The sequence below is a fragment of the Paracoccus sp. (in: a-proteobacteria) genome (assembly GCF_032007265.1).
Lineage (GTDB): Bacteria > Pseudomonadota > Alphaproteobacteria > Rhodobacterales > Rhodobacteraceae > Paracoccus.
Genome location: NZ_DALZMB010000047.1, coordinates 1 through 21,932, shown reverse-complemented (window position 1 = coordinate 21,932; position 21,932 = coordinate 1). Strand labels below are relative to the sequence as shown.

At 60.9% G+C, this 21,932-nt stretch carries 22 protein-coding genes; 13 read left to right on the top strand and 9 right to left on the bottom strand.

What is annotated here, in order from left to right:
* Nucleotides 1-53: 53 nt before the first annotated feature.
* From chvE to otnK, 9 genes are all read left to right on the top strand, one after another.
* Complete coding sequence (chvE, locus tag RTS12_RS11360) at nucleotides 54-1,118, top strand: multiple monosaccharide ABC transporter substrate-binding protein (protein ID WP_312528533.1); 1,065 nt, start codon at nucleotides 54-56, stop codon at nucleotides 1,116-1,118.
* 61 nt (nucleotides 1,119-1,179) lie between these two features.
* A complete protein-coding gene (gene mmsA, locus RTS12_RS11355; RefSeq protein ID WP_312528532.1) occupies nucleotides 1,180-2,754 on the top strand; it encodes a multiple monosaccharide ABC transporter ATP-binding protein in 1,575 nt (524 codons plus the stop codon).
* Nucleotides 2,747-3,934 (top strand): multiple monosaccharide ABC transporter permease, encoded by a 1,188-nt coding sequence (gene mmsB / locus RTS12_RS11350; protein WP_312528531.1) that lies wholly within the window; start codon nucleotides 2,747-2,749, stop codon nucleotides 3,932-3,934. The genes mmsA and mmsB overlap by 8 nt, the downstream gene beginning before the upstream one ends.
* Nucleotides 3,935-3,942: 8 nt before the next feature.
* Complete coding sequence (locus RTS12_RS11345; protein ID WP_312528530.1) at nucleotides 3,943-4,875, top strand: Gfo/Idh/MocA family oxidoreductase; 933 nt, start codon at nucleotides 3,943-3,945, stop codon at nucleotides 4,873-4,875.
* On the top strand, nucleotides 4,875-5,795 hold the full coding sequence (locus RTS12_RS11340; RefSeq protein WP_312528529.1) for a 2-dehydro-3-deoxygalactonokinase: 921 nt from the start codon (nucleotides 4,875-4,877) through the stop codon (nucleotides 5,793-5,795). The genes RTS12_RS11345 and RTS12_RS11340 overlap by 1 nt, the downstream gene beginning before the upstream one ends.
* Before the next feature lie 2 nt (nucleotides 5,796-5,797).
* Nucleotides 5,798-6,400 (top strand): 2-dehydro-3-deoxy-6-phosphogalactonate aldolase, encoded by a 603-nt coding sequence (locus RTS12_RS11335; protein ID WP_312528527.1) that lies wholly within the window; start codon nucleotides 5,798-5,800, stop codon nucleotides 6,398-6,400.
* Nucleotides 6,397-7,248, top strand: a complete 852-nt coding sequence (locus RTS12_RS11330; RefSeq protein WP_312528525.1) for an SMP-30/gluconolactonase/LRE family protein — start codon at nucleotides 6,397-6,399, stop codon at nucleotides 7,246-7,248. The genes RTS12_RS11335 and RTS12_RS11330 overlap by 4 nt, the downstream gene beginning before the upstream one ends.
* Nucleotides 7,245-8,246 (top strand): aldose epimerase family protein, encoded by a 1,002-nt coding sequence (locus RTS12_RS11325; protein WP_312528523.1) that lies wholly within the window; start codon nucleotides 7,245-7,247, stop codon nucleotides 8,244-8,246. The genes RTS12_RS11330 and RTS12_RS11325 overlap by 4 nt, the downstream gene beginning before the upstream one ends.
* A gap of 133 nt (nucleotides 8,247-8,379) precedes the next feature.
* The gene (otnK, locus tag RTS12_RS11320) at nucleotides 8,380-9,645 is read left to right on the top strand and encodes a 3-oxo-tetronate kinase (protein WP_312528550.1); all 1,266 of its coding nucleotides are present in this window, start codon (nucleotides 8,380-8,382) and stop codon (nucleotides 9,643-9,645) included.
* On the opposite strand, the gene RTS12_RS11315 is transcribed toward otnK, so the two are convergent.
* The 9 genes from RTS12_RS11315 to RTS12_RS11275 form a co-directional block, all read right to left on the bottom strand.
* On the bottom strand, nucleotides 9,642-10,403 hold the full coding sequence (locus tag RTS12_RS11315) for a TIM barrel protein (protein ID WP_312528521.1): 762 nt from the start codon (nucleotides 10,401-10,403) through the stop codon (nucleotides 9,642-9,644). The two genes, otnK and RTS12_RS11315, sit on opposite strands and share 4 nt — an antisense overlap.
* On the bottom strand, nucleotides 10,403-11,056 hold the full coding sequence (locus RTS12_RS11310; protein WP_312528519.1) for an aldolase: 654 nt from the start codon (nucleotides 11,054-11,056) through the stop codon (nucleotides 10,403-10,405). Before RTS12_RS11310 ends, RTS12_RS11315 begins: the two co-directional genes overlap by 1 nt.
* Nucleotides 11,053-11,898: an ureidoglycolate lyase gene (locus RTS12_RS11305; RefSeq protein ID WP_312528517.1), complete on the bottom strand. Its 846-nt coding sequence runs from the start codon at nucleotides 11,896-11,898 to the stop codon at nucleotides 11,053-11,055. The genes RTS12_RS11310 and RTS12_RS11305 overlap by 4 nt, the downstream gene beginning before the upstream one ends.
* An 85-nt stretch (nucleotides 11,899-11,983) precedes the next feature.
* Nucleotides 11,984-13,477, bottom strand: a complete 1,494-nt coding sequence (locus tag RTS12_RS11300; protein ID WP_312528515.1) for an altronate dehydratase family protein — start codon at nucleotides 13,475-13,477, stop codon at nucleotides 11,984-11,986.
* A gap of 40 nt (nucleotides 13,478-13,517) precedes the next feature.
* A complete protein-coding gene (locus RTS12_RS11295) occupies nucleotides 13,518-14,207 on the bottom strand; it encodes a GntR family transcriptional regulator (RefSeq protein WP_312528513.1) in 690 nt (229 codons plus the stop codon).
* Nucleotides 14,208-14,210: 3 nt separating this feature from the next.
* A complete protein-coding gene (locus tag RTS12_RS11290) occupies nucleotides 14,211-15,155 on the bottom strand; it encodes a 2-hydroxyacid dehydrogenase (RefSeq protein ID WP_312528511.1) in 945 nt (314 codons plus the stop codon).
* Nucleotides 15,156-15,175: 20 nt separating this feature from the next.
* Nucleotides 15,176-15,943 (bottom strand): SDR family oxidoreductase, encoded by a 768-nt coding sequence (locus RTS12_RS11285; protein WP_312528509.1) that lies wholly within the window; start codon nucleotides 15,941-15,943, stop codon nucleotides 15,176-15,178.
* The gene (locus RTS12_RS11280) at nucleotides 15,943-16,680 is read right to left on the bottom strand and encodes an SDR family oxidoreductase (RefSeq protein ID WP_312528507.1); all 738 of its coding nucleotides are present in this window, start codon (nucleotides 16,678-16,680) and stop codon (nucleotides 15,943-15,945) included. The genes RTS12_RS11285 and RTS12_RS11280 overlap by 1 nt, the downstream gene beginning before the upstream one ends.
* A 28-nt stretch (nucleotides 16,681-16,708) precedes the next feature.
* Nucleotides 16,709-18,490, bottom strand: a complete 1,782-nt coding sequence (locus tag RTS12_RS11275; RefSeq protein ID WP_312528505.1) for an IlvD/Edd family dehydratase — start codon at nucleotides 18,488-18,490, stop codon at nucleotides 16,709-16,711.
* A 230-nt stretch (nucleotides 18,491-18,720) separates the two neighbouring features.
* Here RTS12_RS11275 and RTS12_RS11270 point away from each other — a divergent pair, with 230 nt between their 5' ends.
* The 4 genes from RTS12_RS11270 to RTS12_RS11255 all read left to right on the top strand — a co-directional run.
* Nucleotides 18,721-19,632 carry a dihydrodipicolinate synthase family protein gene (locus tag RTS12_RS11270; RefSeq protein WP_312528503.1) on the top strand — a complete coding sequence of 304 codons (912 nt, stop codon included), beginning with the start codon at nucleotides 18,721-18,723 and terminating at the stop codon, nucleotides 19,630-19,632.
* Nucleotides 19,632-20,771, top strand: coding sequence for a fumarylacetoacetate hydrolase family protein (locus RTS12_RS11265; RefSeq protein WP_312528501.1), 1,140 nt, complete (start codon nucleotides 19,632-19,634; stop codon nucleotides 20,769-20,771). Before RTS12_RS11270 ends, RTS12_RS11265 begins: the two co-directional genes overlap by 1 nt.
* A 46-nt stretch (nucleotides 20,772-20,817) precedes the next feature.
* The gene (gene denD, locus RTS12_RS11260) at nucleotides 20,818-21,795 is read left to right on the top strand and encodes a D-erythronate dehydrogenase (RefSeq protein WP_312528499.1); all 978 of its coding nucleotides are present in this window, start codon (nucleotides 20,818-20,820) and stop codon (nucleotides 21,793-21,795) included.
* On the top strand, nucleotides 21,792-21,932 hold a 141-nt coding region (locus RTS12_RS11255), incomplete at its 3' end, for an SDR family NAD(P)-dependent oxidoreductase (RefSeq protein ID WP_312528548.1). The genes denD and RTS12_RS11255, both read left to right, overlap by 4 nt.

The following is a 21,932-nucleotide window of genomic DNA, read 5'->3' as shown; positions in this document are numbered from 1 at the left end:
CAGGACTACTGCCCCTGCCGGTCCTCATGGCGATATATCGACAGGGAGACGATATGAAAAACTTTAAGAAAGTCGCGATTGCCTTGGCCTCGGTCACGACAATGGGTCTGCCCGGTTGGGCATCGGCCGAGGGTCTGGTCGGGATCTCGATGCCGACGAAAAGCTCGGCGCGCTGGATCGATGACGGCAATAACATGGTCAAGCAGTTCGAATCTGCGGGCTATAAGACCGACCTGCAATATGCGGATGATGATATCCCCAACCAGCTGTCGCAGATCGAAAACATGATCACCAAAGGCGTCAACGTCCTGGTGATTGCAGCCATTGACGGCACGACCTTGTCGAATGCTTTGGCCAATGCCAAAGCCGCCGACATCAAGGTCATCGCCTATGACCGCCTGATCCGCGACACGCCCGACATCGATTATTACGCGACCTTTGACAACTTCAAGGTCGGCGTCGAGCAGGCCACCACGCTGGTTGACGGGCTCAAGGCCAACTTCCCGGATGTGAAGCCATGGAACGTCGAACTGTTCGGCGGCTCGCCAGACGATAACAACGCCTTCTTCTTCTATGATGGCGCGATGTCGGTGATCCAGCCGCTGATCGATGACGGCTCGGTGGTTGTGCCATCGGGGCAGATGGGCATGGACAAGGTCGGCACCTTGCGTTGGGATCCGGCGACCGCTCAGGCACGGATGGATAACATCTTGTCGGCCAATTACACCGACAAGCATGTGAACGGTGTTCTGTCGCCCTATGACGGGCTGTCGATCGGTATTCTCTCCTCGCTGAAAGGCGTGGGCTATGGCTCGGGCGATCTGAAAATGCCTGTGGTGACGGGCCAGGATGCCGAGATCCAGTCGGTGAAGTCGATCCTGGCAGGCGAGCAGTATTCGACCGTGTTCAAGGACACGCGCGAGCTGGCCAAGGTGACCGTCGGCATGGTCAACGCCATGCTGGAAGGCAAAGAGCCGGAAGTGAATGACACCAAGACCTATAACAACGGCGTCAAGGTTGTCCCCTCTTACCTGCTGCAGCCGGTTCCGGTGACCAAGGATAACGTCAAGCAGATCCTGATCGAGTCGGGCTACTATACCGAAGACCAGCTTAAGTAATCGCTAAGCAACCCCAAGGCCGAAGCGGGTAATCCTGCTTCGGCCCCAGCAAGAGGCAGCGATGGACAGCATCCTGGAAATGCGGGGAATCACCAAAGAATTCCCCGGCGTCAAAGCCCTGAACAACGTCAATCTGGCGGTCAAGCGTGGCGAGATCCGCGCCTTGGTCGGTGAAAATGGCGCAGGCAAGTCAACCCTGATGAAGGTTTTGTCGGGGGTCTATCCCCATGGCAGCTACACGGGCGAAATTTTGTATAACGGCCAGCCGATGGCCTTTCGCGGCATCCACGACTCTGAAGCGCAGGGCATCGTCATCATCCACCAAGAGCTGGCGCTTGTTCCCCAGATGTCGATTGCCGAGAATATCTTTCTGGGCAACGAAATCGCGAAAAATGGCATCATCGACCGCCGCGAAACCAACCGCCGCACCGCTGAACTGCTGGCCAAGGTCGGGCTGCGTGAAAATCCCGCGACCAAGGTTGGCGAATTAGGAATGGGCAAGCAACAGCTGGTCGAGATCGCCAAGGCCTTGTCCAAAAAGGTCGAGCTGCTGATTTTGGATGAGCCGACCTCGTCACTGAACGAAAACGACAGCGATGCGCTGTTGCGCCTTCTGGCTGGCTTTCGCGACCAGGGCATGACGGCCATCCTGATTTCGCACAAGCTGAACGAAATCTCGCAGGTTGCCGACAGCATTACCGTGCTGCGCGATGGTGCAACCGTTGCACATCACGACAGGATGGTTTCCGAAGAGCAGATCATCAAGGATATGGTCGGCCGGTCGATGGATGACCGCTATCCCCCGCGCGAGCCCAAGATCGGCGAGATCGTGATGCAGGTCCGCGGCTGGAACGTCGAGGATCCGGCCATGCCCGGCCGCATGATGGTCAAGGATGCCAGTTTTGATCTGCGCCGCGGCGAAGTTTTGGGTATCGCCGGCCTAATGGGCGCGGGCCGAACCGAATTGGCCATGAGCATCTTTGGCCGCGCCATGGGGCGCTTCCGATCCGGCGAGGTGACGATCAGCGGCAAGAAAGTCGATCTTTCCACCGTGCCAAAGGCAATTGACGCAGGCCTGGCCTATGTCACCGAAGACCGCAAATCCCTGGGCCTTGTGCTGATCGAAACCATTCGCCGCAATATTCCCTTGGCCAACCTTTCGGGTGTCGCCAAAGCGACGGTCATCGACCGCCACCGCGAGGCCGAGATTGCGCGCGATTACCGCAAACGCATGAACATCCGCTCCTCCTCGATCGAGCAGGAAACCGTCAATCTTTCGGGCGGCAACCAGCAAAAGGTCGTGCTGTCGAAATGGCTGTTCTCCAATCCCGAGATCCTGATCTTGGACGAGCCGACGCGCGGTATCGACGTCGGCGCGAAATACGAAATCTATACGATGATCCGCGAAATGGCCGATAGCGGCAAATCGGTCATCGTGATCTCGTCGGAAATGCCCGAGCTTTTGGGCACGACCGACCGCATCTTGGTGATGAATGAAGGGCGCATCGTCGGCGAGCTCGCGACGCCCGAGGCGTCTCAGGAAAAAATCATGGGGATGATCATCAGATCTGGCCAGAACGCCAGTGATCCGACCGTCACCGTCGCAGAAATCGAGGCAGAGGTTGCGCATGTCTGACACCACCCCCACCACGCCAAGCGGCGGCACCTTTGGCTTTATCCGCAGAAACATTCGCGAATATGGCATTCTTTTCGCGCTGGTCATCATCATGGTCTTTTTCCAGATCGTGACCGGCGGCATTTTGTTTCGCCCCGTCAACCTGACCAACCTTTTCTTGCAAAACAGCCATATCGTCATCATGGCGGTCGGGATGCTTTTGGTGATCGTCGCGGGCCATATTGACCTTTCGGTCGGCTCGGTCGCGGCCTTTGTCGGGGCGCTGGCGGCCTATATGGTCGTGAAAATGGGGCTGCCGATCCCCGTCGTCGTCGTGATCAGCCTGATCGCGGGCGGCATCATTGGCGGCCTTCAGGGTTATTGGATCGCCTATTGGAAAATCCCGTCCTTCATCGTGACCTTGGCCGGGATGCTGGTCTTTCGTGGGCTGACCATGACCTTGTTGCAGGGTCAGAACATCGGCCCATTCCCGCCAGAGTTCCAGAAAATCGCCTCGGGGTTCATTCCTGACCTGTTCGGCATCGGCAAGCCCAATGCCCTGTCTCTGGTGCTGGGCTGGGGCGCGGCAATTGCCATTCTTTGGCTGCAAATCCGCAATCGCAAGCGTGAAGAAGCCACCGGCATCGTCGACGAGCCCTTTGCCTTTTTCGCTGTGAAAAACGCGCTGATCTTTTTGGCTTTGGCGTGGATGACATGGACGCTGGCAAACTTCCGCGGCTTTCCCAACGTCTTTATCATCATGGCGTTGCTGGTCGCGCTTTACTCTTTCGTCTCAGAGCGCACGACGATTGGCCGTCGCATCTATGCCATCGGCGGGAATGCCAAAGCCGCCAAACTGTCGGGGATCAACTCTGAGCGGGTCGTGTTCTTTACCTTCGTGAACATGGGCATGCTGGCGGCCTTGGCCGGAATGGTTGTCGCCGCGCGCCTGAACTCGGCCACGCCCAAGGCAGGGGTCGGCTTCGAGCTGGATGTGATCGCGGCCGTATTTATCGGCGGCGCCTCGATGGCGGGCGGAATCGGCACGGTGATCGGCGCAGTTGTCGGCGCCTTTATCATGGGTGTGATGAACAACGGCATGTCGATCCTTGGCATCGGCATTGATACCCAACAGATCATCAAGGGGCTGGTCTTGCTGGCTGCGGTGATCTTTGACGTTTCCAACAAAAGCAAAGGCTAGACGCGGACATGAGCAATATGGAAATCGCCTTGATCGGTCTGGGCAAGATTGCCCGCGAACAGCATGTCCCGGCGATCAATGCCAGCCCGACCTTTCATCTGGCGGCCAGCGTCGATCCGGTCAGCCAACAAGACGGCCTGCCCGCCTTCAAGGATGTCGGACAATTCCTGCGTCAGATGCCCGAGGTCGGGGCCGTCGCGCTATGCACCCCGCCGCAGGTACGCTTTGCCGTCGCCCGCGAGGCGCTTTTGGCAGGTCGCCACGTCCTGCTGGAAAAGCCCCCCGGCACCACGGTCAGCGAGGTCATGACCCTCGAGCGGATTGCCCGCGAACAGGGACGCACGTTGTTCACCGCATGGCACAGCCAGTTCGCACCGGGCATTCCGGGCGCGCGCAATTGGCTGGCCAAGCGGCGCATCTGCGCAATCACGGTCACCTGGCGCGAGGATGTTCGTCGCTGGCATCCGGGTCAGGACTGGATTTTCCAGCCCGGCGGAACCGGGGTTTTCGACCCCGGCATCAACGCGTACTCGGTGCTGACCCATATTCTGCCTGTGGCGCTTTACACGACCTCGGGCACGCTGGAATTCCCGGCAAACCGCGACACCCCCATCGCCGCGCAGCTGACCATGAAAACCGAAGAGGGGGCGCCGGTCGATCTGGATTTCGATTTCCGCGAAACCGGCGTTCAGACCTGGGATATGCTGATCAAGACCGATGACGGTGATCTTGAATTGTCGCAGGGCGGTGCACGAATTGTCGCAGGCGGCAAGGTAATCGCGGATGAAGGGGCGCTTGCGGGCGAATATGACCGTATTTACGCCCGTTTCGCGCAGCTCATCGCGAAATGCGAAAGCGATGTTGATCTGGCCCCTTTCCGCCACGTCGCAGATGCGATGATGTTGGGCCGACATCAACAGACCGATTCGTTTGAGTGGTAATGACAGATAAAAATGCACCCGACTGGATTGCAGTCGACTGGGGAACGACGCGGCTTCGCGTCTGGGCGATGGGTCCTAACGGGGCCATCGCCGCCAAATCGGCCGATCAAGGCATGGCCGGATTGACTGCAACCCAATTCGAGCCCGTCTTGCGCAATCTGATTGCAGATTGGCTGCCTGACGAGGGCTTGGACGGGGGCCGGGTCGAGGTTCTGGCCTGCGGCATGGTCGGTGCGCGCACTGGCTGGATCGAGGCCGACTATCGCGCCGTGCCCTGCACTCCGCTTGACGCCAAGCGTGCCATTCGCCCTCAGGTCCTTGACCCACGCCTTTCGGTGCGCATTCTGCCGGGCCTGTCGCAGGCCAGCCCGCCCGATGTGATGCGTGGCGAGGAAACCCAGATCGCAGGGTTTTTGGCACAAAACCCCGAATTCGAGGGGGCGCTTTGCCTGCCGGGCACCCATTCGAAATGGGTCGAGATCGCAGATGGGCAAGTTCACCGTTTTCAAACCTTCATGACCGGCGAGCAGTTTGCCCTGCTGTCGCAACAATCTGTCCTGCGCCTCAGCATTGGCAATGTTGCCCCCGACGTGGATGCTTTCGATGCGGGCGCGGCCCTTGCGATTGCCGATCCGCTGGCGGCGACGCGCGCGCTTTTTGCCTTGCGCGCCGCCGCTTTGCTGGATGGTGCGACCGGCTCGGTCACGGCCGGACGCCTTTCGGGGTTGCTGATCGGTGCAGAAATCGCCGCAGCGCGCGATTATTGGCAAGATCGCCAGGTCGTGCTGATTGCCGCACCGGCCCTGACCACACTTTACGCGCGCGCGTTGGCGCAAGCTGGCTGCCAAGCCGGCGTCACCGATGGTGGCGAGCTGGTCCTTGCGGGCCTGACTGCTGCCCATCGTCAACTACAGGACTGACCATGAACGCCCCCCTTATCGCCATTCTTCGCGGCATCACCCCCGAAGAGGCCCTGCCCATCACCGAAGCGCTGATCCGCGCAGGCATCACCAAGATCGAGGTTCCGCTGAACTCTCCGCGACCTCTGGAAAGCATCCGCGCCATGTCCCAGGCCTTTGGCAGCCAGGCGCTGATCGGGGCGGGCACGGTGCTGACCACCGCTCAGGTCCATGAGGTCGCCCAAGCGGGCGGCAAGCTGATCGTCTCGCCCAATGCCGACCCCGAGGTCATCGCCGAAAGCCGCAAACTGGGCATGGAAAGCTGGCCGGGTGTCTTCACGGCCACCGAATGTTTCGCCGCGATCAAGGCAGGCGCGACCGGGTTGAAACTGTTCCCCGCCGAGACCGCAGGCACCGGCACCCTCAAGGCTTTGCGCGCGGTTTTGCCGCCTGACATGCCGGTCTTTGCCGTGGGCGGCGCCGATGCCAGCAACTTTGGCAGCTGGCTTGCGGCTGGCGCCAAGGGCTTTGGCATCGGCTCGGCGTTGTATAAGCCGGGCGACAGCGCCGAGATTGTCGGCCAGCGCGCAGCCACCTTGGTCGCCGCGCTTAAAGGTCAGGCATGACCGTCGCGGTCTTTGACGACAGGGTGTGCCAACTTGGCGAGGGTGCCTTTTGGCACCCCACCCGCAATCAACCCTTCTGGTTCGACATCCTTGGGCATCGCCTGCACAGTATCGAGGATGGCCAACCCCGGACCTGGCAATTCTCGGAACATGTTTCTGCGGCTGGCTGGATCGACCATGACAGATTGATGATCGCGTCCGAGACCGCAATTTTTACCTTTGACCTGCGCGACGGCACCCGGCGCGATCTGGTTCCCCTCGAGGCTGAGCTTTCCGAAAACCGCTCGAACGACGGGCGCGCAGACCCGCAGGGGGGCTTTTGGATCGGGACAATGGCGCGCAATGCGGCCACGGGCGCAGGGTCCATCTATCGCTTTTACAAAAACGAGCTGCGCAAGCTTCATGGGCAGATCTCGATCCCGAATGCGATCTGCTTTAGCCCAGATGGCAAGCAGGTCTATTTCGCCGATACCGCGCGCCAGATCGTCTGGCGCCAAGCGCTGGACCCACAGGGTTGGCCGCTTGGCGATCCTGCGGTTTTTCTGGATCTTAGCGCACAAGACCTGAACCCCGATGGTGCGGTAACCGATGCCGAAGGGCGTTTTTGGTGTGCCCAATGGGGGGCCGGGCAGCTGGCATGTTACGGCGCTGACGGCACATTGCTTCAGACCATTGCAATCGATGCCCAGCAGGTGACCTGCCCCGCATTCATCGGCCCGCAACTTGACCAAATCATGGTGACCAGCGCCGCCGTCGGCCTGAAAGGTGCGGGCGATGGCAAGACCTGGACCATCACTCAGCCCGGTTTGCGCGGCCTGCCCGCCCCTTCGATCAGGATCACGACATGAGCATTTCCACCTTTGGCACCTTGCCCGATGGCCAACCCGCCCTTCGCGCCGTCATTTCAGCCCATGGCCTGACTGCCAGCATCGTCAGCTTTGGCGCGCGGCTTCAGGATCTGCGCCTTGATGGGGTTGCCCACCCTCTGGTTCTGGGCTTTGACACGCTTGAACCCTATCTGACCGAGGGCAAGCATTTCGGCGCAATCGCCGGGCGCTTTGCCAATCGCATTGCCAATGGTCGTGCAAAGATCGGTGGGCAGGATTGCCAGCTTGATGTGAACTTTCTGGACAAGCACCTGTTGCATGGGGGCCATGAGGGCACCTCGACGCGCAACTGGACCTTTACCGAGCAGACCAGTGACAGCGTCACCCTGACCTGCGATCTGGCCGCCGGACATATGGGCTTTCCGGGACATCTGCACATTGCGCTGACCTATAAGATCTTGCCCGGCCCCACGCTGAAGCTGGCCTTCGAGGCCCAGACCGACGCCGAAACCCTGTGCAATCTGGCGCAGCACAGCTATTTCAATCTGGATGGCAGCGCCGACATTACCGGCCACCGTCTTCAGATCGCTGCACCCGAATATACGCCCGTCGATGCCGAGATGATCCCGACCGGCGAAATTGCCCCTGTCGATGGCACGATTTTCGACTTCCGCGAGGGGCGCTTGCTGAACGATCCGCGTGTGCTGTCAGTGCTGGACCACAACTTTTGCATTGCGCGCAACCATCAGCCCATGCCCGTTCTTGCCGCCAGATTATCCGCAGGTGGCATCACTTTGGACATCCTGTCGACCGAGCCGGGCCTTCAGGTCTATGCCGGGGCCAACCTGCATCCCCGCGCGACGGGGCTGAATGGTCATCCCTATGGTGCCAATGCGGGCATTGCGATGGAATCGCAGCTGTGGCCGGATGCGCCCAACCATCCGAACTTTCCCTCTGCTTTGCTTTTGCCGGGCGAAACCTATCGTCAGGACACGCTTTTGGCCTTTAGTCGCGACTAAGGCCCAGGCCTGCGGGAAACGACCGCGCATCACAGGGGCGTGCCGATAAACCTAGGCGCGGCCCGTCAAAAGCTGGCCGGGGCTTGGCGCGCCCGTCACGCATCGCTAACCTTTCGCCCGGATTACGGAGGGCATTATGACAATCCTTGGCTGCATCGCGGATGATTTTACCGGCGCGACCGATCTGGCGGGGCTTTTGGCACGTAGCGGGGTCTCGGTCTCGCTGCGCCTTGGGTTGCCAGACAGCGCACCCGATCGCCGCGCCGATGTCGAGGTGATCGCCCTGAAATGCCGCACCGCCCCCGTCGATGAGGCAGTGGCCGACACCCGGGCCGCGCTGGCCTGGCTGCGCCAAAGCGGGGCGCGGCAGTTTTACTGGAAATACTGCTCGACCTTTGACAGCACGAGCACGGGCAATATTGGCCCGGTCGCGGCTGCGCTTATGGCGGATCTGGGCACGGATCAGACGATCTATTGCCCGGCCTTTCCCGAAAATGGCAGACGGGTTTTTATGGGCAACCTCTTCGTTGGCAACCAGCCCTTGGCGGAAAGCCCGATGAAGGATCACCCGCTGACGCCCATGCGTGACAGCGATCTGACCCGGCTCCTTGCGCCTCAGCTGCAAGGTGGCAAGGTTGGGCTGATCGACTGGCCCACCGTTGCACGCGGCGCGCAGGCAATTGCCGCCGCGCGTGCGGATTTTCAGGGCCAAGGCATCGGCCATCTGGTTGTTGACGCGATCTCGGATCACGACCTTGAGGCCATTGCCCAAGCCTGTCTGGATATGCCCTTGATCACCGGGGGCAGTGCGCTGGCCCGCCCCCTGCCCGATCTATGGCGCAAGGCGGGTCTGCTTCAGGCAGGCACGGCAGGGTTTCAGGCGCCCATGCTTGATCCCGGGGCGGTGGTTCTGTCGGGCAGCTGCTCGGCCATGACGCGCGCGCAGGTTGCGGCCTTTCGCGACCAGGTTGCGCATTTCCAACTGGACCCTTTGACCCTGGCCGCCGAAGGGCCGGAAAAAGCGCGGGCATGGCTGGCCGCACAAGCCGGAAATGGCCCCGTCTTGATCTATGCCACGGCCGAGCCCAAGGCCGTGCGCCATGCCCAAGCCCAGCTTGGGACGGCAGAAGCGGGCAGGATCGTCGAAGAGGCGCTGGCCCTTTTGGCGCAGGATGCGCGCCAGCAAGGCCGAGCCCGCTTTGTGGTGGCGGGCGGCGAGACCTCGGGTGCGGTGGCCAATGCCCTTGGCGTGACACAGGTGATGATTGGCGCGGAAATTGCACCGGGCGTGCCTTGGACCTATGCCCAAGACAGCCAAGGCGCGCTGGCTTTGGCACTGAAATCAGGCAATTTCGGCGCCGAAAGCTTTTTTGCCGATGCCTTGGCCGCGCTAGGCTAGATCGCGCGTAGCGCCGGCAACCAGTTTAGGGTCTGATCGGTCGGGTGCTGGGGCTTGTATTCAGCACCCAAGGGGCGGTCCCAGCCCATCTCGGCCAGCAGCGCGCAAATGTGGCGATAGTCCAGCTCTCCATGATCGGGGGTGCCCCGATCCGGGACCGAGGCGATCTGGATATGTCCGATGATGGCCTGATGCGCCTTTAGCCGCCGCGAGATGTCACCTTCCATGATCTGAAGGTGATAGCAGTCAAACATCAGCCGCAAATTGTCATGGGGCACAGCCGCGATAATGCCTGCCGCCTGCTCAGAGGTGGACAGGAAATATCCGGGGGCATCGTAATGATTCAGCGGCTCGATCAGCACCGTGATCCCATGCGGGCGCGCGGCGCGGCAGGCATAATCAAGATTGGCCAGAAAGGTCTGATGCGCCTCATCGCCGGTCGCAAATCCAGCCATGACATGAACCGCCCCGCAATGAATGCGCGCAGCATAATCAACGGCACGGTCGATCTCGGCGCGGGCCTCGCTTTCGCGTCCGGGCAGGGCTGCAAGGCCATTTTCGCCGGGCTTGCCGCGGCGCGTGTTCAGCCCCAGCATGATCAGGCCGGTCTCGGCCAAAGCCTGTGCAACATCTTCGGCGGCTGTCTCATAGGGCCAATGGCATTCGACCGCGTCAAAACCGGCCGCCTTGGCAGCACGGATCGCCTGCGGCAATGGCAGATCGGCCCAAAGAAAGCCAAGGTTGGCGGAAAAGCGCATCAATCATCACCCCAGGCAATATCGTGGATCTTGACCAGATCGGCGACCTGATCAGCGGTCAGCATGGCCGGCGACTGACCGCGCAGCAAAAGCGCAAGCCGGGCCGTGGCCTCAAGTTCTTCAATGGCATTGCAGGCGGCCTCGAGATCGCGGCCCGCGACAACGGGGCCATGATTGGCCAGCATCACCGCCGAGCGCTTGCCCGCAAGCCCGCGCACTGCATCGCCAATGGCCGGATCGCCGGGACGGAAATAAGGCAGCAGCTTGACGCGACCCAGCTGCATAAAGGCATAGGGCGTGATCGGAGGCAGAAAATCATCCGTCGATGCGTCAGGCAAAACCGACAGCGCAACAGCGTGACAGCAATGCAGATGCACGACCGCCTCGGCCCGATTACGGGTCTGGTAAAAGGCCGTATGCAGGGGCATTTCCTTGGTGGGACGGTCGCCATCGATCTGGCGACCGTTTTCGTCAAAGCGCGCCAGCCGCGCAGGATCAAGCCGCCCGAAACTGGTCCCGGTGGGCGAGACAAGCATCCCGCCATCCGGTGTCCGGGCAGAAATATTCCCCGTCGAGCCTGCGGTCAGGCCACGGTCGAACATCGACCGGGCCAGCTCGCAAATCCGTTCGCGCAGGCGCGCTTCTTGACTCATTTCGCAGGCAGAACCTTTTGGGTCTGCTCGCCCAGACCGGCGATGCCCAGACGAATGGTCTCGCCGCCCTTCAGATAGACCGGCGGTTTTTGCCCCATGCCAACACCCGGAGGGGTGCCCGTCGTGATCACATCACCCGGCATCAGCGTCATCAGCTGCGAGCAATATGCAACGATTTCGGCCACGGGGAAAATCATCGTCTCGGTCGTGCCATCCTGATAGCGCTTGCCATCAACCTCAAGCCACATGTGCAGCTTGCCTGGATCGGCGACCTCGTCTTTGGTCACAACCCAAGGACCAATCGGGCCGAAGGTGTTAAAGCCCTTGCCCTTGTCCCAAGTCGCACCACGCTCGATCTGCCATTCGCGCTCGGAAACGTCGTTGACGACGCAATAGCCTGCCACGTGATCCAGCGCATCCTGCTGCGAGACATTGCTGGCTGCTTTGCCGATGACGATGCCCAGCTCGACCTCCCAGTCGGTTTTCACCGAGCCCGGGGGGATCTGGATGTCGTCATTGGGGCCGACGATGCAGCTGGTCCATTTGTTGAACACGACCGGCTCGGCCGGGACCGGCAGACCGCTTTCAGCGGCATGATCGGCATAGTTCAGGCCAATGGCGATGAATTTGCGGACATTGCCGACGCAGGCGCCCAGACGCGGGTTGCCGCTGACTTCGGGCAGGCTGGCGGGATCGATCGCGGCCAGTTTCGCCAGACCTTTGGGGGTCAGAACGTCATCAGCAATATCGGCGATGTGGCCCGAGAGGTCACGGATCTTGCCGTCCTGATCCAGCAGACCCGGTTTTTCCTGCCCAACAGGGCCATAACGCAAAAGTTTCATAGGTTCCTCCTTAAGATTCGCGGGTAATCTGGCATCATTGCCGCGGTCTGTCGCGCGCAATCGGCCATCAATTCGTTGAAGCTGATTACATCACTGCGCCAATTTGCCAGGGCACGAATTCATAATCCCCCAGGCCTTGCGCCTCGGATTTGGACGGCTCGCCCGAGGCGACCCGCAGCAGCATCTCATAGATCTCGCGACCGATCTGCTCGACTGTTTTGCCTTCGGTCAGGATCGCGCCTGCGTTGACATCCATATCCTCGGTCAGGCGTTGATACATTTCCGAATTGGTCGCGATCTTGATCGACGGCGAGGGCTTGGCACCAAAAGCCGAGCCGCGCCCGGTGGTAAAGGCAATCAGATTGCACCCCGAGGCGATCTGCCCTGTGACACTGGCCGGATCATAGCCGGGGCTGTCCATAAAGGTGAAACCCCGCGCCGTGACCGGCTCTGCATATTTATAGACCCCCGTCAGCGGCGAAGTGCCCCCTTTGGCCGCAGCGCCCAACGACTTTTCAAGGATCGTGGTCAGGCCGCCCTTCTTATTGCCGGGGCTGGGGTTGTTATCCATGCTGCCATTATTGCGCGCGGTATAATCTTCCCACCAGGAAATCAGATCGACCAGCTTGCCACCGACCTTTGCGTCGACGGCGCGGCGGGTCAGCAAATGCTCGGCGCCATAAATTTCAGGCGTTTCGGCCAGAACCGTCGTTCCGCCCTGCTGGACCAGCAGATCCGATGCATAACCAAGCGCCGGGTTTGCCGTAATCCCCGACCAGGCGTCCGAGCCGCCGCATTGCAACCCGACCATCAGTTCCGATGCCGGACATTCGCTACGCTCAAAGGCATTGACCAACGGCAACATCGCCTCGACCTTTTGGATGCCCAAAGCCACGGTTTTGCGCAGACCGCCGACATCTTGAATATTCATGGTCTGGAACAGCGGCCCGGGGGTCAGGCCAAAGGCCTCGATCAGCCAGTCGATCTGGTTGGCCTCGCAGCCCAGACCCGCCATCAGCACGCCGCCGACATTGGGGTTGCGCGCATAGCCCCACATCACCCGTTGCAGCGTCTCGAACCCCTCGCCATTGCTGGCCATACCGCAGCCGGTGCCATGGACAAAGGCGGTGACGCCGTCAACATTGGGAAAAGCTGCCAGACGCTCGGGGGTGAAATGCGCGGCGATCTGACGCGCGGCGGTGGCCGAACAGTTCACCGAGGTCAGAATCGCGATATAGTTGCGCGTGCCGACCTTGCCATTGGCGCGACGATAGCCGCGAAACGTGTCCTGACGGGCGGGCGCGCCGACCGGGCGCAGGTTTGTTCCGAAATCATAATCATGGCTGATGTTGCGGAACTCGAGGTTATGGGTGTGGATATGCGCACCTGCCGGAATATCCTGCGAGGCCCAACCAATGATCTGGGCATATTTCAGCACCGGCTCGCCCTTGGAAATGTCACGCACTGCCAGCTTATGGCCGCGCGGAATCGGCGTACTCGCCCCACCCTCGCCAGCGGCCAGCGCGCGCAGGGCGGTCTCGACATTGTCAGAGGGATCAAGGCGGATGGTGTCGTTCATCTGTTTGGCTCTTTAAAATGGCTTATACGGGTTAACGAGATCAGCTGCGGCCGGCGTCATCATCAGTGGGGGCCCCATTTTCGCTGACCTCGCGGAAATGGTCGCGGATGTTCAGGATCATATCCGCAAGGTGACTGTCGGTTTCCGCCTTCACGCGCTGCGGATCACGGGCCCGCAAAGCGTCCAGAATGGCATCATGCTGGCGGATCACCCGCGACCGTGCCTTTTTGCGCCGTGCCGACAGATAGCGCGCGCGCCAAAGCCGCGCCATATAGGCACCATGGGTTTCCGCCAAAGCGACATTATGCGAGGCGGCGACAATGGCCGCATGAAACTGCATGTCGATCTCAAAGACATCCAGCGTATCTGCCTCGCCATAAATCGTCTCGATGCGCCGCTTGAGCGCCGAGATCTTGTCCAGATCCTCGAGCGTGGCCCGCTCACAGGCCAACTCACCGGCCAAAAGTTCGAGCGTATGCAAGACATGGACTTGATCGACGATTTCCTCAAGCGAGGGGTCGGCGACGACGGGGCTGCGCAAGGGGCGCAACTGAACCAGCCCCTCTTTGGCCAGAATTCGGATTGCCTCGCGCATTGGTGTGCGCGAGACCCCCTGCCGTTCGGCATTGTCACGCTCTTTGATCGGGGCGCCCGGCGGCAAGGTGCCGCGCAGGATCTCGCGCCTGATTTCATAGGCGATGGTTTCGGCAAGGGTTTCCTCGGGCGCCATGGCTTAGATCCGGTTTACCGCCGTCAAGGGCGGCTGCCCGGCCAGCATTGCCGCCAGATTGCGCCGCTGCAGCGCACCCATTTCGGCCCGCGTCTCGACCGTGGCCGAGCCGATATGCGGCAGCAAAAGGGCATTGTCCAAGTCCATGAAGCGCGGATCGACATGCGGTTCATTGCGGAACACATCCAAAGCCGCGCCACGGATCGTGCGATTTTGCAGCGCCGCGATCAGTGCCTCTTCATCGATCACCGACCCGCGCGAGATATTCACGATGACCCCGTCATTGCCCAAAGCCGCGATCACATCGGCCGAGACAAAACCAACCGTATCCGGGCCACCCACGACAGCGACAATGATGTCATCCACCGCCTGCGCAAGGCTGACGGGATCGGCGTGATAGGTCCAGCCGGGCGTCTCTTTGATCGAGCGCGACTGGTAATGGATCTCGCATTTGAAGGCGGCAAGGCGGTCGGCGATCTCGCGGCCAATGCGGCCCATGCCCAGAACACCGACCCGGCGCCCCGACATTTTGCGCGCCAGCGGCAGATCCTTGCCATTCTCCCAGGTGCCGCTGCGCAGCCAGCTTTCCGCGCGTGGCATCTGGCGCGACTGCGCAATCAGCATCGCCACAGCCAGATCTGCAACATCGTCATTCAACACATCGGGCGTATTGGTGACCAAGATCCCGCGCGCCGTCGCATCGGCGACATTGATTGCATCATAGCCCACGCCGAAATTCGCGATGATCTTGAGATTGGGCAAAAGGTCCATCAGCGCAGCTGCAACCGGGTGATGGCCCTTATAGGCCAAAGCCTCGATCGCGGCGCGCTGATCCGTCGAAAGGCTGGCCACGTCATCGGGACCTGCAAGGGCAAGGGCGCTGAAATCCTGCGCCAGCGCTTTGCTGTCATTTTCAGCATATTGCCCGATGGCAAGAACCTTGGTCATGAATGTGGCCTTTCAGTAAATTAGACGGTCGCCGTAATGCCGCCGTCGACATAAATCGTGGTCCCGTTCACAAAAGACGAGGCCGGCGAAGCCAGAAAGACGCAAGCGCCCGCCAGCTCTTCCAGTTCGCCCCAGCGGCCGGCAGGGGTGCGCCGGGTCAGCCAGTCGTTGAACTCGGGGTTTTCGGAAAGATTGCGGTTGAGCGGCGTGCGGAAATATCCGGGCGCAATCGCATTGCATTGCAGCCCCCTGCCCGCCCAATCCGCAGCCATGCCTTTGGTCAGATTGCCAACCGCGCCCTTGGTCGCGGTATAGGGCGCAACCCCTGCACGCGCGAGTTGGGTCATCACGCTGGCAATGCTGATGATCTTGCCCGCACCGCGCGACAACATATGTCGCGCCACCGCTTGGCTGACATGGAAGATGCTGGCGATATTGGTTTGCAGCATCTGCTCGAAGGCTTGCGCGGGAAATTCATCCAGCGGCGCGCGGTGCTGCATTCCGGCATTATTGACCAGAATATCAATGGCCCCGATCTGCGCCTCGAAACCGTCGATGGCGGTGCGGACCGCATCGTGATTGGTCACGTCAAAAGCCAGGACCTCGACCTGATAGCCCTCGGCGCGCAGCTGATCGGCGGCCGTCTGCAGCTTGGCCAGATCGCGACCATTCAGCACGACGCTGGCCCCCGCCCCGGCCAGACCGCGCGCAAGCGCATAGCCGATCCCCTGGGACGAGCCAGTGACCAGCGCGCGCTTGCCCGTCAGATCAAACGAAGGGCCAGCCATCAGCCACGCCCCACGAAGGGCATATTCGTCGCCATGACCGTAACCTGCTGGATATTCGTGCCATCCGGCATATTCGCCATGAACCAGACCGTATCAGCAACCTGCGCGGCATCCATCACCGGCTCGACCTTGATCGAGCCATCCGCCTGCGGCACGCCCTTGGTCATCGCAACCGCCATATCGGTCAGCGCATTGCCGATATCGACCTGACCGCAAGCGATGTTAAAGGGGCGGCCATCCAGCGACAGGGTCTTGGTCAGACCCGTGACCGCATGTTTGGAGACCGTATAAGGCACCGAGCCGGGCCGCGGCGCCGTCGCCGAAACCGAGCCGTTGTTGATGATGCGCCCGCCCATAGGGCTTTGCGTCCGCATCTGACGAAAGGCTGCGCGGGCGCAAAGGAACATGCCGGTGATGTTGACATCTGTGACCCGCTTCCAATCTGCGACGGAAATATCGTCGATCAGCTTGGAAATCAGCACAGCGCCCGCATTGTTGAAAAGCACGTCCAGTCGCCCCCATGCCGCGACCGCCTTGGCGAAGGTCTGATCGACCGCCGCCTCATCGGTGACATCGCAGGGCAAGATCAGCGCATTGGCATGGCCCTGCGCCGTCTCGATCAGCGCATCCTCGCGCCGGCCAATCAGTCCGACGCGCCAGCCATCGGCCAGAAAACGCCGTGCGGTGATGCGGCCAATGCCGCTGCCTCCGCCGGTGATCAGGATTGTCTTGGACATGCTTTCCCCCCTTGTCCCCTATGCAGCCTTAGTGGTTATCGCGTGGCAGCTTATTCGCAACCCTTTGATATTTAGTCGCAAGCTCGATACAGCCACCCTGCGCCAACTGCCCGACGGTCGAGCGATAGATCTCTTCCCACGGGGTTTGGTTTTCCAGAACCGGCGCAACCCAAGCATCCTTGCGCGCCTGCCATTCGGCATCGGGGACAAGTGCGTTCAGCGTGCCCTCGTTCAGATCAAGCCGCACCATATCGCCGGTCTGCAAATAGGCCAGACCGCCACCAACCACCGATTCTGGGCTGGCGTTCAGGATCGAGGGGCTTTCCGAGGTGCCGGACTGACGCCCATCGCCGACCGTCGGCAGATGCTTGATGCCCTGCTTCAGGATCGAATCTGGCGGCTGCATATTGACCACTTCGGCGCTGCCCGGATAGCCGACGCAACCGACGCCGCGAATGAACAGCATGCAGCGCTCATCGATCTGCAATTCGCCGTCATTGATGCGGTTATGGTAATCTTCCGGGCCCTCGAAAACGATGGCGCGGGCAGTGTGGATGCCCTCATGGCCCTTGTCTGACAAGAAACGATCGTGGAAATCCTGAGAAATCACCGAGGTTTTCATCAGCGCGGAATCGAACAGGTTGCCAGACAGCACCAGGAAGCCCGAGTTCGGCCGCAACGGCTTGTCGTAGGTCCGGATCACATCCTCATCGACGCTTTTCCAGCCTTCCAGGTTCTCGCCCATCGGCTTGCCGGTCGCCGTCATCGCGCCTTTGCGGATCTTGCCGGCCTTCATCAGCTCGCCCATGACCGCAGGAACGCCGCCCGCGCGGAAGAAACCTTCGCCCAGATATTCTCCGGCGGGCTGCATGTTCACCAAAAGCGGGATCTCGAAACCGATGTCCTGCCAATCTTTCACGTCCAGCTCGATCCCTGCATGGCGCGCGATTGCCTGCAAATGCGGCGGAGCATTGGTCGAACCACCGATTGCAGCATTCACCACAATCGCGTTTTCAAAGCTCTCGCGGGTCAAAATATCCGAGGGCTTCAGATCCTCATAGACCATTTCCACGATGCGCTTGCCGGTCTCATAAGCCATGGCCATACGCTCGCGGAACGGTGCGGGAATGGCCGAGTTTCCGGTCAGCGACATGCCAAGTGCCTCGGCCATCGCGTTCATCGTCGAGGCCGTGCCCATGGTGTTGCAATGCCCAAGCGAAGGCGCCGAGGCGCAGACGCGCGACATGAACTCATCATAATCGATCTTGCCTTCCGACAGCAGTCGGCGGCTTTCCCAAACGATCGTGCCCGAGCCCGCGCGCTTGCCCTGCCACCAGCCGTCCAGCATCGGGCCACCGTTCAGCGCAATCGCCGGAATATCGACCGTCGCCGCACCCATCAGCATCGCGGGCGTGGTCTTGTCACAGCCCGTCGTCAGAACGACGCCGTCCAGCGGATAGCCGTGCAGCACCTCGACCAGGGACAGATAGGCCAGGTTGCGATCCAGTGCCGCAGTGGGGCGCTTGCCGGTTTCCTGAATGGGATGCACCGGAAATTCCATCGGAATCCCGCCGGCCGCGCGAATGCCTGCCTTGATCCGGTCCATCAGGAAAACGTGGATCTTGTTACAGGGCGAGATGTCGCTGCCTGTCTGTGCCACGCCGATGATCGGCTTTTCAGATTGCAGCTCTTCGCGGGTATATTCCTGATTCTGATAACGCTCGACATAGAGCGCGGTCATGCCCGGATTGTTCGGATTATCGAACCATTCCTGCGATCTGAACCGTTTATTCGCGCGGGTATCGCCCATGTCAGTCACTCCTCCTGGCGGCGCCGATGCGGCTTGGCAAAAACTTGGTATACCAGAAATTCTCTTCCGAAAAGAGAAAGGTTCACGCCGCAGTGCAGCAAAAACGCGGTCGGACTGGCAGCCGAAAAAACCCTGTCTTGACCGCAGTTCCGCCCCTTGTCGGTCGGAAAAAATGGTATACCATCCGCGCCAAATCTTGAAATTTGCAATTTTCTTGGGGGGGAAAGTTTATGGCAAAATACAGCGGAATCTGGCCAGTCGCGCCGGTTGCCTTCCACGAGGACGGTCGCGTCGATGACGACGGTATGTGCCGGATTCTGGATTGCATGATCGATCAGGGCGTCGATGGCATCTGCATTCTTGCCAATTATTCCGAGCAATTCCTGATCTCGGATGCCGAGCGCGAACATCTGACGCGGCTCTCGCTTAAGCATGTTGCGGGTCGTGTGCCGGTCATTGTCACGATCAGCCATTTCGCCACCCCGATCGCGGTCGAACGCGCCCAGCTGGCCAAAGAACTTGGCGCGGCCATGGTGATGATGATGGCACCCTATCATGGTGCAACCTTGCGCGCGACGCCCGAGCAGATCTTCGAGCAATTCGCCCGTGTCGGTGATGCTGGTATTCCCATCATGGTGCAGGATGCGCCGATGGCAGGAACCGATCTTACCGTGCCGCTGCTGGTCAAAATGGCCCGTGAAATCGAGATGGTGAAGCTTTTCAAAATGGAATCGGCGGGCGCCGCGGCCAAGTTGCGCGCCTTGATCGCCGAAGGCGGCGATGCCATCGAAGGCCCCTTTGACGGCGAAGAGGCGATCACGCTTTTGGCGGATCTTGATGCCGGGGCGACGGGGACGATGACCTCGGCAATGATCCCGGACCAGATCAAGCCGGTTCTGACCGCCTGGCAGGCCGGAGACCGCGCGGCGGCGACGGCCGCTTATGCGCGCATCCTGCCTGCGGTTAACCATGAAAATCGCCAATGCGGCTTTCGCGCGACCAAGGCCGTGATGATGGCGGGTGGCGTGATCAAATCCGATTTTTCGCGCCATCCGATTGCGCCTTTATCCGATCCAACCCGCGCCATGCTGCTTGATCTTGTGCGCCCACTTAATCCAGTCGCATTGAACTGGGGGAAATAATGACTGACCTGACACTTCCTGACGACGGCCTGTTTGTGGGTCGCATCTGGCGCCCCGGCATCGGCCCTGCGCTGGTGATTGTGCGCAATGGCGAGCTGTTCGACATCACTTCGGTCGAGGCGCCGACCATGCGCGATCTGCTCGAGATCGACGATCTGGTGGGATATCTGGCCAATCAGACCGGCGAATCCTTGGGGATGGTGTCGGATCTGCCTGCCCCAAGCGATGACCCAGATGCGCTGCGCCTGCTTGCGCCTGCCGATTTTCAGGCGATCAAGGCCGCAGGCGTGACCTTTGCCGCCTCGATGGTCGAGCGCGTGATCGAGGAACAGGCCGCGGGCGATCCTGACCGCGCCGAGGAAATTCGCGCCCGCATTGGCGGCACCATCGGCGCCAGCCTGAAAGGCATTCAGCCCGGCTCGGCTCAGGCTGAAAAGGTCAAGGCCGCGCTTCAGGCCGAGGGGCTATGGTCGCAATATCTGGAAGTCGGGATCGGGCCCGACGCTGAAGTGTTCACCAAATGCCAGCCGATGTCCTCGGTTGGGACCGGGGCGAAAGTCGGCCTTCATCCGATTTCACGCTGGAACAACCCCGAACCCGAGATCGTATTGGCCGTCAGCTCGACCGGGCGCATCCGCGGCGCGACCCTGGGCAATGACGTGAACCTGCGCGATGTCGAGGGGCGCTCGGCGCTGCTTCTTGGAAAGGCCAAGGACAACAATGCCAGCTCGTCGATTGGACCCTTCATCCGGATTTTCGACGACAGCTATAGCCTTGATGATGTGCGCCGGGCCGAGTTGACCCTGCGCGTCGAGGGCAAGGATGGCTTTGTTCTGGACGGGCGTTCGTCCATGTCGCAAATCAGCCGCGACCCCGAGGATCTGGTCGCCCAGATGATCGGCACCCATCACCAATACCCCGATGGCGCGCTGCTGTTTCTGGGCACGCTTTTCGCGCCGACGCAGGATCGCGGTGAGCCGGGACAGGGCTTTACCCATAAGACCGGCGACATTGTCACCATCGCCGAACCCAAGCTGGGCGCGCTGGTCAACGAGGTTGCCCTTTCGACCGAATGCCCGCCCTGGCGCTTTGGCGCCTCGGCACTGATGCGAAATCTGGCCGGCAGAGCGCTGCTCTGATCGCGCGGCCCCGGCTGGGGCGAAGGAACCAAAGATGGGAGAGAGCATGAATATCCTGATTATGGGCGCGGCAGGTATGGTCGGGCGCCGTCTGGCGAATCGGCTGATTGCAGATGGCCAGCTGGGTGGCACCAAGATCGACCGGATCACCACTTTCGACGTGTTCCCCACCGAGCTGCGCAGCGACAAGCTGCGCATCGAAGATATTGCCGGGGACATTTCCGACGCCACCACCATCGACAGCCTGATTGCGGATCGCCCGGATGTGATCTTCCATCTGGCCGCGATCGTATCGGGCGAGGCCGAGGCGGATTTCGATAAGGGCTATCGCATCAACCTAGATGGCACGCGCCTGCTGTTCGAGGCCATTCGCCAGCAAAAAGACTACCGCCCGCGCGTGGTCTTTACCTCGTCCATCGCGGTTTTCGGCGCCCCGTTCGAAGAAAAGATCACCGATACGTTCCTGTCTGCGCCAATGACCAGCTATGGCACGCAAAAGGCGATTGGTGAGCTGCTGTTGAATGACTATTCGCGGCGCGGCTTCTTTGACGGGATCGGCATCCGCCTGCCCACCATCGTCGTGCGTCCGGGCAAGCCCAACAAGGCTGCTTCGGGCTTTTTCTCGGGGATTATCCGCGAGCCGCTGGCCGGGCTAGAGGCGATCTTGCCGGTCGATGACAGCGTGCGCCATTGGATGGCCTCGCCCGATGCGGCGGTCGGCTTTTTGATGCATGCGGCCACGATGGATCTAGCTCAGGTCGGTCCTCGTCGCTGCCTGAACATGCCGGGCATTTGCCTGTCGGTCGGCGAAATGATCGAGGCACTGCGCGAAGTTGCGGGCGACGAAGTTGCCGCGCGGATCAAACGTCAGCCTGACACCACCATCCGCACCATCGTCTCGGGTTGGGCCGAGGATTTTGACCCCGCACGGGCGCGCGAGCTGGGCTTTACGGCAGATGCAGATTTCCCCAGCATCATCCGCGCCCATATCCGCGACATGGAAGCGAGCCAGAAAAAATCATGAACCAGATCGATCTGAAAGGTCGCAGGGCCGTCATCACCGGCGGCGCACAGGGTATCGGACTTGCCATCGCACGCCGCTTTCTGGCCAGCGGCGCCGAGGTGGTGCTGTGGGACGTGAATGCCGATGCCGTGGCCCAG